A 15,919-nucleotide genomic window follows, 5' to 3' on the forward strand; every position below is an offset into this window, starting at 1 on the left:
AAGGGATTATGAATTTTTTATTGGTTCTGAAGGTCTAAGTCATTTGATCTAAAAAGTAGAGATAGACTATATGGTCTGTTCCAAGTTTAACTTATCCCACATAATAAAAATAAAAACGATGGTAAATGTTGACGCAATCATTAAAAAATAAAGTAGCTGCCCTTTGGGATAAATTCTGGAGCGGTGGTATTGCCAATCCTCTCAATGCTATTGAGCAGATCACCTACCTGCTGTTTATGAAGCAGCTGGACGAGACGGACAAGCGCAAACTGAGCAATGCTGATTTTCTGGGCGAAAAATATATTTCCATATTCTCTGGTGAATATTATCCTCCTGGTGTAGATGACAAGGATCCTAAAAATGTGGTAAACAAAGAAACCTTGCGCTGGAGCTACTGGACCAAGATGCCGGGCGAAGAAAGGCTGCTGCATGTACAAAGCCGGGTATTCCCTTTTATAAAGCAACTGGAAGAGGATAATTCTTTTTTTACCAAGCACATGGCTAATGCTGCTTTCTTGATACCCAGCGGCCGTATGCTTACCGAAGCGACTAAGACAATTGATGACATCTATACCGAACTGGAAAAAGAAAACCGCTTTATAGATGCACAGGGTGATTTTTATGAATACTTGCTAGATGAGCTACGTAGCTCCGGCAAAAACGGACAGTTTCGAACACCTACGCACGTGATAGAATTGATCGTAGAATTGGTGCAACCACAACTGGGGAACCGCATTGCGGACCCGGCCAGCGGCACCGCAGGCTTCCTGCTAGGGGCTTACAAATACCTGATCACCCAATTTACCAGTGATAAATATAAGCAACCCGATGATAACGGCTTTGTTCGTGGTACGTTGGCCGATATGCTGGTAGATGATAAGGCTAAGCAAATGCTGAACGAGGCCACTTTTTTTGGTTTTGATATTGACCCTACAATGATCCGTATCGGGCTGATGAACCTAATGATGCATGGTATTACCAAGCCGCAGATAGATTACAAAGATACCCTAAGTAAAAATTACAATGAAGAAAATGAATATGATATTGTAATTGCTAACCCGCCTTTTACTGGTAAAATTGACAAAGGTGATCTGAATGAGACCTTTAGTATATCCACCACTAAATCGGAACTATTGTTTGTAGAGCGTATTTACAAGATGTTGCGTATGGGAGGTACGGCAGGTGTAGTCGTACCACAGGGTGTATTGTTTGGTAATGACAAAGCCTTTAAAGAGGTGCGGAAAATACTCTTGGATAAATGTGAGTTAAAGGCAGTGATCGGCATGCCTAGTGGAGTGTTTCGTCCTTATGCTGGTGTAGCTACTGCTATTTTGATCTTTACTAAAGGTGGAGAAACCAAAAATGTTTGGTTTTATGACATGCTCAGCGATGGCTGGAGCCTGGATGATAAACGAAGCCCTTTATTAAAAGCGGATGGTAGCCGGGATTATGGTGACTTACATTTAATTATTGAGGCTTATAAAAAGCGAAACCCTAAAAAAGAAACCGATCGAACGCAACAACACTTTTTTGTACCTAAAAAGGAAATTGAAGTAAAGGATTATGATTTGAGTTTGAATAAGTATAAAGAAGAAGTGTATGAAGACATCGATTATGAAGATCCTAAAAATATTTTAGCGAAAATCAAACGAAATCAAGAGGCAATTTCAAAAGGAATTGACGAAATAAATGAACTTATTAAATGAAGTGGAATAAAGAACAAATCAGTTCATTTACAGAAGTTGTGACTGGTGGAACTCCTGCTACTGATAAGAGAGAATATTGGGAAAAGGGAACTATTTCATGGCTTAATTCGGGAGATTTAAATCAAGGGGTTGTTACTAAGCCCTCTAAATTTATTACTGAAGAAGGATATAAAAACAGTTCGACAAAATTAATGCCCTCAAATACTGTTTTGATTGCGTTAACTGGTGCAACTACCGGTTTATCGGCTATTCTAAAAATTGAAGCATGCGCCAACCAATCCGTAACAGGTATTTTGCCATCAAGCAAACACTATCCCGAATTTCTTTATTATTATTTTAAAACTCAGCGACAGAGAATTTTCAACGCTGCTTGGGGTGGGGCGCAACCGCATATCAATCAAAAATATGTCAAGGATTATATTGTTCCTCTTCCACCTATAGTTGAACAAATAAAAATTGCTACCATATTAAATAAGGCCGAAGTACTTATTAAGCAATGTAAAGAAAGCATTGATCTACTAGATGTGCTTTTGAAGAGTACTTTTATGAGAATGTTTGGTAACCCAGTAAGGAATGAAAAAAAATGGAATATTGACTTTTTGTCGCAATTCGGAGAATTCAAGAATGGATTAAACTTTTCTAAGAGTGAAAAAGGTTTTAGTTATTTATGCCTAGGAGTGGGTGATTTTAAAAATTTATCCACGATAACAGATATAGATTCATTATCTACCATAAATCTGTCTAAGATACCTTCTGATGAGTATTTTTTGCGTGATAATGACTTTGTGTTTGTTCGCTCAAATGGTAATAGAGAATTGGTAGGACGATGTATTACTGTATTTCCAAGAGAAAAGAAGGTGACCTTTAGCGGATTTTGTATCAGATTTAGGCTGAAAGATGAAAGACTAAATTCAATCTATCTGAATCATTTATTTAGAGATTCTTCATTTAAACGAACTATGCTACAAAATGGTCGTGGCGCTAATATTCAGAATATTAATCAAGAAATATTAGGATCATCAAGAATCCCTTTGCCGCCTAAGAAGCTTCAAAATCAATTCGCCGCAATCGTTGAAAAAACTGAAATACTCAAAACTCAACTTCAAAGTAGTTTAAGTGATTTGGAAGAATTGTATGCCTCGTTAACCCAGCGGGCATTTAAGGGTGAGTTGGATTTGTCGGCCGTTGAAATAGATAAAACCTTGCTGCCTGATGTGCAAAAGGTAGAACCTGTAATATCAATACCTCCTAATCTGCAAAAAGCCATATTGCTCTCCGATAAAATAAATAAACAGTTTGGAAGCATCGGTAAGATAACCAAAGTGCCATCTGCCTTAACCAGGCAACTGGAGCATTGGAATAAACTCCAGAATCAATTCAAGAGTATTCCTAAGTTGCCGGAAGCCTTACTACAGGCTCAAAAAAATATGCAGCGGATACAGGAAACCTTTGGCCTTAGCCAAACCGGAAGCACCAAAATCCCTGTAGAAGAAGAAACCGGCTTTAATTGGGAAGTGCTGGCAAACCGTATCAAAGAGCGATATAAAAACTTGCATTTTAATTTTGAGATGCTGCATAGCTTTATTCAAAAAGATAAGCTGGCTGAAGCAACTCCGTACTATTCTTCGGAGGAGCTAAAGACCAATCCCCGGCTGAATGATGCTGAAGATCTGAAAACCTTTATACAAACGGCGATACGAAACATAGAAATGGATGAAAAACAGCAACGCCAAACCAATCCTTTTCTGCGTTTAACCCAATCCTTTTATAATGCAGAAATAGAGAATTTTGTCCTGTCGTTGCATAAAGAGGATTTTAAATTAATAAAAGATAAAACAGCCCGCCAGCGTTCGGGCATATATTTTAGCCTTGCCCCCGAAGCATGAAACTGATTAGCGTAAAAATATTAGGAGATAATTTCAGAAGCCTTGTCGCCAATAAACTGTATGCCTTTAACCATACCGTACGCCCCGACAGGCTTTCTACAAAGGTCTTTGCCGGCCTTAATGGGAGCGGCAAGTCTAATTTTCTGGAACTGTTTTCCGAAATATTTTATTTCATGGAAGTTTGCGGATTGGATACCGTTCCATTAACAGAAAAAGCGAGTAAAAATTTTGGATTTGAAATAGAATACTTGTTACCCTTGGACAAGTATAAATTTTTTCAACTGCTATCAGAAGAGCTGCATGAGGTGTATACAGATTATATAAAAAGTAATTACCGTTTAGCAAAAGTTTCCCAGGAAGATTTCGAGTTGCTTTATCTTACAGAACTGGAAGCACAGGTGGAAGCACACTTTCACAATCTTTATGCGAGCTTTGTTGATTCGGACTACTTACATGTGCGTGTTGAGAAACCACTGGGTAGCCAACCGCAATATAGCATAAAAGCGATTAGTGGCGTCATTATCAAAGGATATCGTACTATTTTGCAAAACATTCATTTGCTGCTGCCCTCTAAAATCATAGCCTATACTTCAGGACAGAATGAATTGCTCAGTAATCCCTATTACAAACTAAAATACCATTACTTTAAATCTCATGAAGATAAAAAGCAGGTAGATCAACCACTGGCGGATAACCACCGTTTGTTTTTCTTGGATTACAATACCAACTTTTCCATTTTTGTAGCCAATATATTGTTGGCAGAGGAAAAGAAAGTGAATATACTCAAAGAAGTATTGCAGATAAACGACCTGCAGGCCTTCCGTATTACTTTAAATACCGATGAGTTATATAAAAGAGTGATTCCGGTAAATGAAACGCTAGCCAATAACCTGGAACGCTTAAAGCTGTGTGCTACCAGCTGGATCGAAAAGAGAGTAGGAGAGCATAACCTGCTTGTCCTTGATTTCCTAGTAAATAAAGAGGTGAAAAGTGCCTTTACATTTCATTTCACCAATGCCTTTACGCTGTTTAAACTATTTTACGAGCTGGAGATCTTCAACCTATACCTGGTAGAAAAGAAGACCCGCGACCTAATGCTACAGGTACATAAGTCCTACAACTTCTCCGACGAAATGTCTAAGCCCGAACCGTCAAGACTCGTTTTTCGCATAGAACAGATATGGATAAGTAAGCAGATTGAAGCGGCCAAACCGCCTCGCAATATTTACTATAAAGCCCTTTCGGACGGGGAACATCAGTTTAATGAGGTGATGGGCACTGTATTAATGATGGAGCAGGAGGGTTGCCTGTTCTTAATAGACGAACCTGATACACATTTTAACCCTAAATGGCGTGCAAAGCTGATTAAAATGCTCAATTACATGGCTGCTACGGCATTAGATAGTAAGGGTAATATTGAGAAAGTGCGCAGGCAGGAAGTTGTATTAACTACGCACAGCCCTTTTGTTATTTCCGATTCAGTAACGGAGGATGTATATCGTTTTACCAAAAAAGAAGGGCTTATCGAATTTGAAAATCCTGCCATCAAAACATACGGTACTTCTATCACCATATTGCTTGATGAAATATTTGAAAAAGAAGAAACCATTTCGGAAATGGCTAAAAAAGAGCTGTTACAAATGGTAGATAGTATTGGTACACTCGACGATCTGAGAATAGTAGTAGACCGTCTGAATACGGAATTTGGTGACTCGGTAGAAAAATTTGACTTGTTTGGCAGGTTGAGGAATATTAAAGAAGAATTGGACAAAAAAGAAAAATAGTATGCTATATTTCTATAAACAAATAACGCACCCTATCAACAATATGCATGTCTACATGCATAACTTCTTTACGCAGTTGTTTGCAGAAATAAGCGCGGCTTATAATCATCCAGATTTTATTCATCCAGATTTTCAAACGATTATTGATAATCATGAGGCACTTAACCAGAAATTGGAAGCTGTATTTACCGCCTATATGGCTTTAGCTCCTGCAGGAAAAGCTCAAGTACAGCAGGCCTACAGTAATAATAACAATATTGAACAGGTATGTAACAATACCGTGAGGCCCGTAAAATTTGACGAACTGCCTGCCGGAATACAAGATCCTTTAAAGGCATTATATGGCTCAAAGGGAACTTTATACCAGATGTTGACTGCCAAGGACAATTATGAAGCAGTAAAAAACAAGTGCGGTTCGTTGAAAGGTCATTTCGAAAAATTCCGGGGGCAAAATCCGATATCGGTATGTCCTTTTTGTGGAATGGAGAACCTGATGACAGAGTACGAAGATGGTAAAAATGAATACGATCATTATCTCTCAAAAAACGATTATCCTTTTTGTAGTATTAATTTTAATAACCTGACACCGATTTGTGATATATGTAATAAGCCTGGATATAAAGGACAAAAAGATATTCCATTTCAGCCAAATACCAACCCACAGATACAAGACGAACTTTACGATCCATATAGTATTGCTTATCCTGAGCATGTGATTGACCTAAAGATCAATTCCACCAGTACTGATTTGAAAGACGTTGATGACTGGACGCTGTCTATAGACTGCACTCCGATTGGCAATGTACGAAAGAAGGACCGTTGGTTAGAAATTTACAAGATTGAGAGTAGGTACAAAGGAAAGATTGCTGGTGATAGCTACAAATGGAAAGACCGGATAGTGAGTAAGTATGCCTTGCGTTGTAAAAGAAAAGGAATACCCTTTGCCGACTTCAAAGAAGATATCCTTGATGATTTTGCCACACCCTTGAAATGGAACAATGGTATACTAATGAAATGTTTTGATGAATTTATTATGAATGATCTAAATTGTGAGGCTAATCTAAGCGGTACAATATTTTGACATAAATGTAGTTAATAAATTCATTAAGCCCCAAAAAATAGGGAGTATTATCTTCTTTTTATTAAAAATATATTTTACATATTAATAATTAAAATTATTGAAAATGTTAAAAATGGTATAAAGTGTTCGACTGTACTCCCTCTCCCCTATGAATATATCTAAAATTTGTATTGGAAGAAGTTCCTTATTGCTAAATTGGGTCTGCATTTGATCAAATTAAAATTGAACAAATATATCGATTCTAAATTTCTGAATATGATCACTGAATACTTTATATGAATGATAAATGGGAAGTTACTGACTCTCCTCAAAAAACTATACTTAGAGATAATTGGCTTATTTATTAAGATTGATATCGATCTTAAATAGCACATAGTTTTCTTAAATCTTCCAATAAAAAGTTCGAGTTTTGTACCAAAGGGGTCACAAAAAAGCTTCAACATATGTTGAAGCTTTTTTTATTGTATTTTGTTCGTTTTTTATTCAGGCATATATTTCATAGTGATGTGGTTCCCGAGTTCTTCTCTTGTGGTATTTTTTATTTCCTTAAACCCTGCCTTTTTATACAATCGATAAGCACTCTCGTTTCCATGAGTAACTTCTAAACAAATTTCAATCTCATGAAATTGTCGACGTGCTTCATCAATAACAGCATCAATCAGTCCCAAACCAATATTTTTCCCCTGATATTCTTTTTTTACATACATCTGGTAAATATTTCCAGTATCATTTTCATCTTTCACAAAAGTACAGATGCCAATAAGTTCTTTATCGACAAAGGCACCTAATACGAATCTTTCAACTGTTTGTTCCTCAATATCACTTTCCATCCGGAATTTTTCAATTTTTAGGGCTTCCTGATAACTGGCTCCAAATGATGCAGGGAATTTTTCCAGACTTTCCAGCCGAATATTTCGATATATTTTACGCTCTTCAGGAAAAAGTTTTCGATAATTAATATTCATAATGGGCTATTAATTTTCATGGGTTTATTAATTGTTAAATACAAATATGGGAATTATTTTAATCATAGTTTTAATATGTATGATTTATTAAGTTTAAATAATTGGTGGAAATTTTTTAAACCTGAAAATATTTGTAACAAAAACTCATTTCAGATAGTCTTATTATAAACAAAACAGCCAGTTTTTTGATCGGAAAAGCCTACTTAAAACATTCCGAAATAGTAAAAAGTGTCTGTTTAAGGGGAAAACCGTGTTATTTTATTTAAATATTACATTTTTGCAAAATAAACTGCTTATTTCATAATAAGCATGATAAATTATGTATATTTATAACACATATTAGGGAAAAATAGTACAATAATAGTAGAGATTTATCAACGTATTTCAATGAAATATGAATAGGTAGACATAGGGAAAAGTGGTACGATGGGAAAAATTAATTTGATCATTTTTAAAGATAAAAAGACACATCGAAAGGCAATAAAGAGAGCAATAACCTGTACAATCTGCATGGGTTTATTTTTGGCTATAATTTCATGCAGCCATGATTCTCACGATAAAGAAAGAGAAAGTTTTGATGTTTCTTTATTAACTCAAGGTTCTGAACTTCAATTGTCCGGTGAATATGAAGCTTTTGTCCGGCTCAACATAATCTACCTGAAAAAGGCGGTTAAAATGAAGTATAAAGAGGGAAAAGGACTATGCTATCTGAATATGGCAGGAGTGAATGTCTCAGCCGGGAATTATGAAAAAGCCCGCTTTTTTTTCATTAAGGCAGAAAAGGATTTGGGGAATTCTGAGAATGCTTATCATAAAGCGACTTTTTATGATGATTACAGTCTTTATTATTCTCATCTTAAGCTCAACGATAAGGCGATAGAATGCAACAATAAAGCATTTCAATATTTAAAAGAGGCAAAAAAAACAAAACTTACCCAGAAGCTTCTTCCAAGACTTTATGTAAACAAAGGAATTTATTACGCGTGGAAAGGATGGTTGGGAACTTCTTTAAAATGTTTTACAAAAGCCAACGCCCTTGAAAATTCGGCATATACGAATTGCATGGTGGCACAATACTACTTATTTATCCATGAGCCGGATTCTGCAGGAATATATATCGCCAAAGCAGATGAAAAAATGATAAGCCAAAAAACAACAGATGTGGAATCTCTCTGGGTTTATTATACCATGGGATATTACTATAATGAAGTAGATAATAGTGAACAGGCTGAAAAAGCCCTTAAAAAAGCCCTTGAAATCAATATTAAAACCAGGCGTACCTATTCTTCACATATAAAAGAAGTCTACAAAGCGCTTGCAGACCTTTATAAGAAAAAAAATGATGGTGGGAAGGCTTACTTTTATTTAAAGAAATACATGGAAGAAGAGGGAAGTTCTGATGCAGCGAGGTTTGCTGCAATGAATAAAGCTACTGAAGATTTTATTTCAGAAGTAAAGCAGGAATCAGACTGGCATAAAAATGACCTTCCATTATTTATTGCATTGTCTATTACTGTTCTTACTGTTTCGGGAGTGTATGTTCATAAGATGATCAATGGATTGAAAAAGAAGAAAAATACATTGAAAGAACAGACGAATGCGTTGAAAAACCGCGTTCAGACAAAGCAGCTGGAAGAAATTACAGAGCTTGCCAAGCGGAATGATTCTTCTTTTCTATTGAAATTTAAAGAATTATATCCTGATTTTATAAAAGTACTTTTGAAAATCAATCCTGATCTTGAAAATTCTGAGCTAACTTTCTGTGCAATGCTGAAACTCCGCTTTTCATCCAAAGAAATTGCGGACTATACTTTTGTACAGCACAGATCTGTTCAGCAGAAAAAATACAGGATCAGAAAAAGATTGAATATCCCAGGAGAAATAGATATCTACGACTTTTTTGAAAACTTAACCGAATAAAAAAAATGATCACAATAAAAGCCTCCGGATTCTGTTTTATAAAAAGATTTTATTATTGATTTCAAAAAGAAAAAATCATTGAATATTTTTAAACAGAGTACAATTCATTTTAAGAGATTGTTTTTAATTATAATTTATACAGAAATTTAGCTTAAATAAAGAAACATATGACACGTATTTTTCTTGCTGTTTTACTCATTATTTTGGTGTCGTGCCATTCTCATTCAAAGAAAGAGGCTGAAGAGAAATTTGATGTTTCTTTACTGAGACAGAATGAAAAATTCAGGGTTGCCGGAGAATACGATTCTTTGATTAATCTTAATAGAAAATATTACAATCAAGCCGATAAAATGAATTATGCCGATGGAAAAGCGTTGTGCTATATCAATCTGGCAGAACTTAATATTTCATTGGAAAATTTTCAGAAATCTCAGGTGCTTTTTGATAACGCAAAAGAAATCCTGGATAATTCTGAAGACAAAATACACAAGGCCCGGTTTTATAATGTTTATGGCCGTTTCAATGTAGAACTCAGGAGAATTGACAAAGCTTTTCAATATAACAATGAAGCAATGAGCTTTATAGAGAAGAGTGGTAAGTCGGAGCTCAAAAATGATCTTCTTTTCAGTATTTATTTCAGACAGGCCATTTATTTTATTCAGAAAAAGAATTACGAAAAAGCACTTGAATTTTTCCATAAAGCGAAAAAGCTGGACGACTCAGGGTTAACGGATTGTGCTATAGGTGATTATGTTTACATGCATCGAGATAAAGATTCAGCATACAAATATGTAACTGTTGCTTTTAATAAAGCCAATATAAGAGGTAAAGAAGATGGTATCGCTTTGTATGCCAATACAATTATGGGAGAGTATTATCTTGCCTATAAACAATATGATAAAGCAGAAGAGGTTCTCAGTAAAGCATTGAAAATCAATGAGAAAACAAAACGTATTTATGCCTATTACGGAAAATATATCTATAATGATCTAAGAGTGCTGTATGAACGTACAGGCGATAAAGAAAAAGCATACTTTTATTTGGAGGCATATACCAATGCTTATTATAAAACCAATAGTTCTTTGCTGGCAACCATTAATCAGGATACGGAAGCTTTTATTACAGGAGCTCAAAAGGATGCAGAAAAACACCGGAACAAAATATACTTGATTATCCTTTTATCATTGGCAGGACTTTTCTTATTAGGATTATATGCATGGAGGATTATCCGTGATTTAGGAAAAAGAAAAGAGGTTCTTACGATGGAAGCTGAAGATCTGAAAACCATGATGAATGATAATAAGCAGGAAGAAATTATAGAGCTTGGTAAAAAGAATGATCCCGAATTTTTGGATCGTTTCAAAGAAGCTTATCCTGAATTCATAGATCAACTCTTGACAATAAATCCTGGTCTTGAAAGCTCTGAATTGATTTTTTGTGCTATGCTGAAACTGCATTTTACTTCCAAAGAAATTGCAAACTACACCTTGGTTCAGCACAGGAGTGTGCAGCAGAAAAAATACAGAATCAGAAAAAAACTTAATATTCCCGGCGAAACAGATATCTATCTTTTCTTTGATACACTGAAATAATTCCAAAAAAAAACTGTCTGATTCATCAGGTCAGACAGCACTCGAAATATTCTCTTTTCACCACTTGTATTTTTTTCGTGGTCTATGTGTCAAATATGAATATTTTTAACGAAAACAAGAAAAAACATTGTACTACATGGGTACTACATTGTATATTTTGTGAATTAAATATTTGATATATAGGGTATTATGTTTTTGAATTGTTTTGTGGGTTTATTTGCAGGAAAAGAGCAGACTTCTATAGGTTGGCTCATCTTTTTAAGCTGTATTTCATATAATTTACCCTTTTTAGTTCTGATTAAGTATCATTTAAGTACTACTTTCTTTCTGACTTTGAATGCTTTTTTTCATCCTGTATTTTGATTAGAATAAAAATTAAGTTTATTAATCATTAAATAAGGCTTGAAATGTAAAATACTGATATTTAGTTGATTATAATCTGGTTGTATCTGTGTAGTACCATCTTTTTTTGTTTTTTATTCAAAATATATAAGTTTTGTAGGGAGTTTTGTTGTGAATGTTGTATAATAAGTTTCGTTTTGTTGAATTTATGATAATAATTGTCTGAATCTTGATAAGATATGACTCAAGGAAGAAAATGAAATTGAATTGTATTTTTCAATAAACTCCCCAAAATAACTTAAATAAATCTATGAAAAAAAGAATTTTATTAGTTTGCGCATTAGCGTCTTGTTTTACTGTTTTCAATGCCCAAAGATGGGAATCTACAACTCAAAGAACTTCACAGATACGAAAAGGTGTAGAAGTACAGCATTCTTACAGAGTAGATCTGAAGTCATTGAGAGAACTGCTTAAAAATGCTGAAGAAACAGGGAAAAACGCGAGACCTGTTATTATTTCCTTACCTACGGCTGAAGGAAAGATTGAGAAATTTTCTGTTTACAGCAATCCTGTAATGGATAAGTCTCTGGCAGAGAGATATCAGTTAGGGTCTTATGTAGGAGTAGGAATAGATGATCCATCTAAATATTTAAGATTCAGTACCTCTCCAGGTGATATGCAGTCTATGATTATCAAAGATGGCATATTCCAGTTTATAGAACCAATAAGTACAGATAAACAAACTTATGGAGTTTTCTACAAAACAAAAGAAGAAGGAGGAATGCATGGTTTTGAATGTGATTCGGACCATGATCTTAAAGATATTGATAAGCTGGTGGAAAACGGGAAAAAAATGCTTTCCAATGTAGGAATTACCAACAGACCTACGAACACCAAATACAGAACTTTCAGAATGGCTATGGCTGCTACCGGTGAATATACACAATTTCATGGAGGTACAGTTGCCGGAGCTGTTGCTGCCATCAATAATACAATGACAAGGATTAATGGGGTTTTTGAAAGAGATTTTGGAGCTCATTTTAATGTCCTGGATCTTCCTGGAATCATTTATACTGATCCTGCTACTGATTTTTATACCCCTCAGGCTGTTCCAACTGATCCGTCTTTAAACTTACAGTTACAGCAAAAACTTACAGCAGATGTAGGAAATGCTAATTATGATATCGGGCACGTATTTCATCGCAATGCAGGGCAAAGCAGAAATGGAAACGCCGGAGGAATAGGAATTGTTTGTACCAATCCTGCAACGAATACTTCTTTAGCAAAAGGATCTGCTTTTTCAATGAGCCCTGATCCTGTAGGAGAAGTATTTGATTTAATGGCAGCCCACGAAATGGGACATCAGTTGGGTGCCAACCATACATTCTCTATGAGAACAGAAGCTTCAGGAGCCAATGTAGAGCCTTGGGGAGGAACAACGATCATGGGATACCCGGGAATTACACAAGATGATATCCAGGCAAATATGGATGGATATTTCCATTATAAATCTATTTCTCAGGTATTAAATAATCTAGAATCCAAAATAGGATGTGGGGTTGCTGCTGATATCGCAAATAATACAGCACCAGTGATTACACCACTGGCTAATTATTCTATTCCTAAAGGAACTGCTTATTATCTGGACGCTGTAGCAGCAGATGCAGAAGGTGATCCGGTTAATTATACATGGGAACAATATAATAGTGTAGGAGACAGGAATTCCATTTCAGGAGATAGCGGATGGGGTTATAATGCAGAAGGAGCTATCGCTAGATCATTGCCGGGAACAGCTAATAGCAGAAGATATTTCCCTAAGCTGGAAACAGTGGTCAATGGTGTATTGACAGACAAGCAGGTATGGGAAACTGTTTCCTATATCCCAAGAACATTGAATTACGCAGTAACAGTAAGAGACCAAAACGCAGTAAGACCAATGACTTCCACTGCTGAAACAGTAGTAACAGTAGGTAATGACGGACCTTTCAAGTTCAGCGGGCTTACAGCAACATCAGTGTTATATAATGATGCATCCAATACAATTACCTGGGATGCTGCAAACACCAATAACGCTCCTTATAACGTAGCCGCTGTAAAAATAGATTATACAACCAATAACGGAACCACATGGACAGATTTGACTGCCTCTACACCCAATACCGGAAGCTATACAGCACAAATGCCTGCTAATGTAACTGGTACTGTTAAATTAAGACTATCGGCAATAGGTAATATTTTCTATGCTGTATCTCCTGCTGTAACAGTAGGAATATCTCCTACTTCTACTACAGCCGCTCCAACAGGAGTTTCTGCGACAGCTACAGAAGTTTTCAGAACAACTGCAAGAATATCGTGGAATAAGGTGCCGGGTGCCACTTATTCTGTCAATTACAGAAAAGTTGGGACAACAAGCTGGTCGAACACAACAAGCACTGCAAATTCGGTATTGTTATCAAATCTGGAAGATGAAACCAATTATGAAGTACAGGTGGCTGCTGTTGTAAATAGTGTTCCAGGAGCGTTTTCAACTAATTATGCCTTCAAAACGAAAGGTTTGAGAACAGGTACAGATTATTGCTTAATGACTACAGGAGGAAATGGCGGAAACTTCAATAGTGGTCTTGTAAAATTGACATTATCTAATCTTGCTTACGTATATTCCGGAGTGGATGTTTATAAAACATACCTTGACTTTAGTGAAGATGCAACCAAAGTTGTGAACTTAACAAAAGGTACTCAATACACAGCAACCTTTAGAAACCTTGCAGGAGGAAATTATAATGACTGGCTTGAAATCTGGATAGATTATAACAGAAACGGAGTATTCGAAAGCTCTGAAAAAGTGGCAACTAATGGAGCTCTTCCTTTCTATGCTGCCGCTGCTCAAGCTTATCTTCGTGATGGTGATGTAACATTTACGGTACCTGACACTGCATATTCCGGCGATAAATTATTGAGAATGAGAGTGGCAAGTACTTTCTTTAATGCAGCTAGCGGACCTTGTGGAAGCCCTACTGTACCTGTAAATGGAGGAGGAATCGTTTCTGTAGGATCTTTCAGAGATTTTTCTGTAAGAATTTCGGAAAATGCTAATCTTGCTGTAAGAGAAACAATAGACACAAAATCATCAGATGTATCTATTTATCCTAACCCTGCAGATACATTTGTAGAAGTGAAAAACCTTAAAGGTAAAGCAGATTACAAAATCTACAGTGCAGACGGCAGACTTGTTCAGGAAGGTAAGATTGAAGGAAGAATCAATGTTGCTTCTTTGGTAAAAGGAGTGTATGTCATTACAATAAAAGATGAGAAAAATACTTACAACACCAAATTAATTAAAAAATAAATGGCACGAATGAATCTCCACATCAGGATCTAAAAACGGAGAGAAAAAAGAATTATTTCAAGAGGGAAAAAAGGCTGTCTTCAATAGAAGGCAGCCTTTTGATTTTTGATGATGATTAAGCCAGATGACCGTTAAAAAAATCAAGCATAGTGGCTAATGATTTTTCCGAATGCATACGTTCTCCGTTTTCCAGGGATTCCTGCGTAGCGATCGCGGCTCTTTTTCGCATAGTTTGCTCGTAGCTCGAAATAGCTTCCTGTAAAGTACTGTAACGGCTGTCTGTTAAATGTTCACTCAGTTCAAGGGCATCCAGCATCGCCATATTAGCACCTTCTCCTGCAAATGGAGGCATTACGTGGGCTGCGTCACCTATTAGTGTTACATTAGACTGGGCTTCCCATGTCTGATCCAAAGGCATATAGTAAATAAGGCGTGGAATAAAAGGAGTTTTTGCATTTTTAAAGAGTTCCTCCCAGACAGGGTTCCATTCTGAGTATTCTGTTTGAAACCATTTCAGCATCTGAGTATTATCAGAAAAATCAAGACCGCTGTTAGCAGCCCAGTTTTCGTCAGCCTTAAAGCTTACATAAAATCCCAGATCTCCGTTGCCTTTCTGTCCCAGCAAAATATTTTGAGAATTTCCAAATGCCATTATTTTACCTCCTTTGATTAAAGCATCAATCTGAGGTGCATTTTCTTTTGAAATATTCCCTTCCAGCATGATAACTCCTGAGTAAACAGGTTTAATATCAGTAAGATAAGGGCGTATTTTGGAATTGGCTCCGTCTCCGGCAATAACAAGATCTGCATACGCAGAATTTCCGTTTTTGAAATGCAGCAGCCAGCCTTCACTTTGACGTTCCATGGAGAGAAAATGACTGTCCCAGACAACCGTTTCAGGGTGCAGAGAGTCCAGCAGCATATTTCTTAACGGGCCTCTGTCTATTTCCGGGCGGAAATGCTCATGTCCAAAATCTTCTTCAGGCTTTGTTTCATGATCATTAAAAAATACTTCAGCCTTTTCATTCATTATCAGTGTTCTGTCTGCTCCGGGACGGAAAGTCATTTTAAATTCCTCCAGAAGTTCTGCCCTGCGTATAGCTGCCAACCCCGAATCTTCATGCATGTCAAGAGGAGAACCCTGTACCCTCGCATTTTTATTGAAATCTCTCTCATATACTTTTACGTCTCCACCTTTCAGTTGTAAAAGTCTTGCCAGTGTAAGTCCTGAAGGACCACCACCAACGATTGCTATTGATTTATTTTCTATCAGCATTGTTAATTTAAATTTTACAAT

Annotated in this window: 9 protein-coding genes; 7 read left to right on the plus strand and 2 right to left on the minus strand. The window is 36.2% G+C overall.

What is annotated here, in order from left to right; genetic code table 11:
• The first annotated feature begins 125 nt into the window (after positions 1 to 125).
• The 4 genes from LKL37_RS03795 to LKL37_RS03810 are packed head-to-tail and all read left to right on the plus strand — an operon-like array spanning position 126 to position 6,457.
• Positions 126 to 1,706: an N-6 DNA methylase gene (locus LKL37_RS03795; RefSeq protein WP_431609266.1), complete on the plus strand. Its 1,581-nt coding sequence runs from the start codon at positions 126 to 128 to the stop codon at positions 1,704 to 1,706.
• The gene (locus LKL37_RS03800; protein ID WP_431609267.1) at positions 1,703 to 3,592 is read left to right on the plus strand and encodes a restriction endonuclease subunit S; all 1,890 of its coding nucleotides are present in this window, start codon (positions 1,703 to 1,705) and stop codon (positions 3,590 to 3,592) included. The genes LKL37_RS03795 and LKL37_RS03800 overlap by 4 nt, the downstream gene beginning before the upstream one ends.
• Positions 3,589 to 5,376 carry a restriction system-associated AAA family ATPase gene (locus LKL37_RS03805; protein WP_431609268.1) on the plus strand — a complete coding sequence of 596 codons (1,788 nt, stop codon included), beginning with the start codon at positions 3,589 to 3,591 and terminating at the stop codon, positions 5,374 to 5,376. The genes LKL37_RS03800 and LKL37_RS03805 overlap by 4 nt, the downstream gene beginning before the upstream one ends.
• Before the next feature lie 55 nt (positions 5,377 to 5,431).
• Positions 5,432 to 6,457 carry a hypothetical protein gene (locus tag LKL37_RS03810; RefSeq protein ID WP_431609269.1) on the plus strand — a complete coding sequence of 342 codons (1,026 nt, stop codon included), beginning with the start codon at positions 5,432 to 5,434 and terminating at the stop codon, positions 6,455 to 6,457.
• Positions 6,458 to 6,936: 479 nt separating this feature from the next.
• On the opposite strand, the gene LKL37_RS03815 is transcribed toward LKL37_RS03810, so the two are convergent.
• The gene (locus tag LKL37_RS03815) at positions 6,937 to 7,422 is read right to left on the minus strand and encodes a GNAT family N-acetyltransferase (RefSeq protein WP_431609270.1); all 486 of its coding nucleotides are present in this window, start codon (positions 7,420 to 7,422) and stop codon (positions 6,937 to 6,939) included.
• A gap of 510 nt (positions 7,423 to 7,932) precedes the next feature.
• On the opposite strand from LKL37_RS03815, the gene LKL37_RS03820 reads away from it, so the two are divergent.
• The 3 genes from LKL37_RS03820 to LKL37_RS03830 all read left to right on the plus strand — a co-directional run bounded on the left by LKL37_RS03820 (position 7,933) and on the right by LKL37_RS03830 (position 14,622).
• Complete coding sequence (locus LKL37_RS03820; protein WP_431609271.1) at positions 7,933 to 9,342, plus strand: tetratricopeptide repeat protein; 1,410 nt, start codon at positions 7,933 to 7,935, stop codon at positions 9,340 to 9,342.
• Positions 9,343 to 9,509: 167 nt separating this feature from the next.
• A complete protein-coding gene (locus tag LKL37_RS03825; protein WP_431609272.1) occupies positions 9,510 to 10,934 on the plus strand; it encodes a tetratricopeptide repeat protein in 1,425 nt (474 codons plus the stop codon).
• Between the two features lie 652 nt (positions 10,935 to 11,586).
• Entirely contained in the window at positions 11,587 to 14,622 is a 3,036-nt protein-coding gene (locus tag LKL37_RS03830) for a reprolysin-like metallopeptidase (RefSeq protein WP_431609273.1), read from the plus strand.
• Between the two features lie 115 nt (positions 14,623 to 14,737).
• Here the strand turns inward: LKL37_RS03830 and LKL37_RS03835 are convergent, their stop codons facing one another.
• Positions 14,738 to 15,898, minus strand: coding sequence for an FAD-dependent oxidoreductase (locus LKL37_RS03835; protein ID WP_431609274.1), 1,161 nt, complete (start codon positions 15,896 to 15,898; stop codon positions 14,738 to 14,740).
• Positions 15,899 to 15,919: the final 21 nt, after the last annotated feature.

Source organism: Chryseobacterium sp. 'Rf worker isolate 10' (assembly GCF_050753305.1).
Classification (GTDB): Bacteria; Bacteroidota; Bacteroidia; order Flavobacteriales; family Weeksellaceae; genus Chryseobacterium.

Bases quoted from the DNA above. Each gene is read 5' to 3' on its own strand.
- LKL37_RS03795 (WP_431609266.1), top strand. From the start codon at position 126: ATGTTGACGCAATCATTAAAAAATAAAGTAGCTGCCCTTTGGGATAAA.
- LKL37_RS03800 (WP_431609267.1), top strand. From the start codon at position 1,703: ATGAAGTGGAATAAAGAACAAATCAGTTCATTTACAGAAGTTGTGACT.
- LKL37_RS03805 (WP_431609268.1), top strand. From the start codon at position 3,589: ATGAAACTGATTAGCGTAAAAATATTAGGAGATAATTTCAGAAGCCTT.
- LKL37_RS03810 (WP_431609269.1), top strand. From the start codon at position 5,432: ATGCATAACTTCTTTACGCAGTTGTTTGCAGAAATAAGCGCGGCTTAT.
- LKL37_RS03815 (WP_431609270.1), bottom strand. From the start codon at position 7,422: ATGAATATTAATTATCGAAAACTTTTTCCTGAAGAGCGTAAAATATAT.
- LKL37_RS03820 (WP_431609271.1), top strand. From the start codon at position 7,933: ATGGGTTTATTTTTGGCTATAATTTCATGCAGCCATGATTCTCACGAT.
- LKL37_RS03825 (WP_431609272.1), top strand. From the start codon at position 9,510: ATGACACGTATTTTTCTTGCTGTTTTACTCATTATTTTGGTGTCGTGC.
- LKL37_RS03830 (WP_431609273.1), top strand. From the start codon at position 11,587: ATGAAAAAAAGAATTTTATTAGTTTGCGCATTAGCGTCTTGTTTTACT.
- LKL37_RS03835 (WP_431609274.1), bottom strand. From the start codon at position 15,898: ATGCTGATAGAAAATAAATCAATAGCAATCGTTGGTGGTGGTCCTTCA.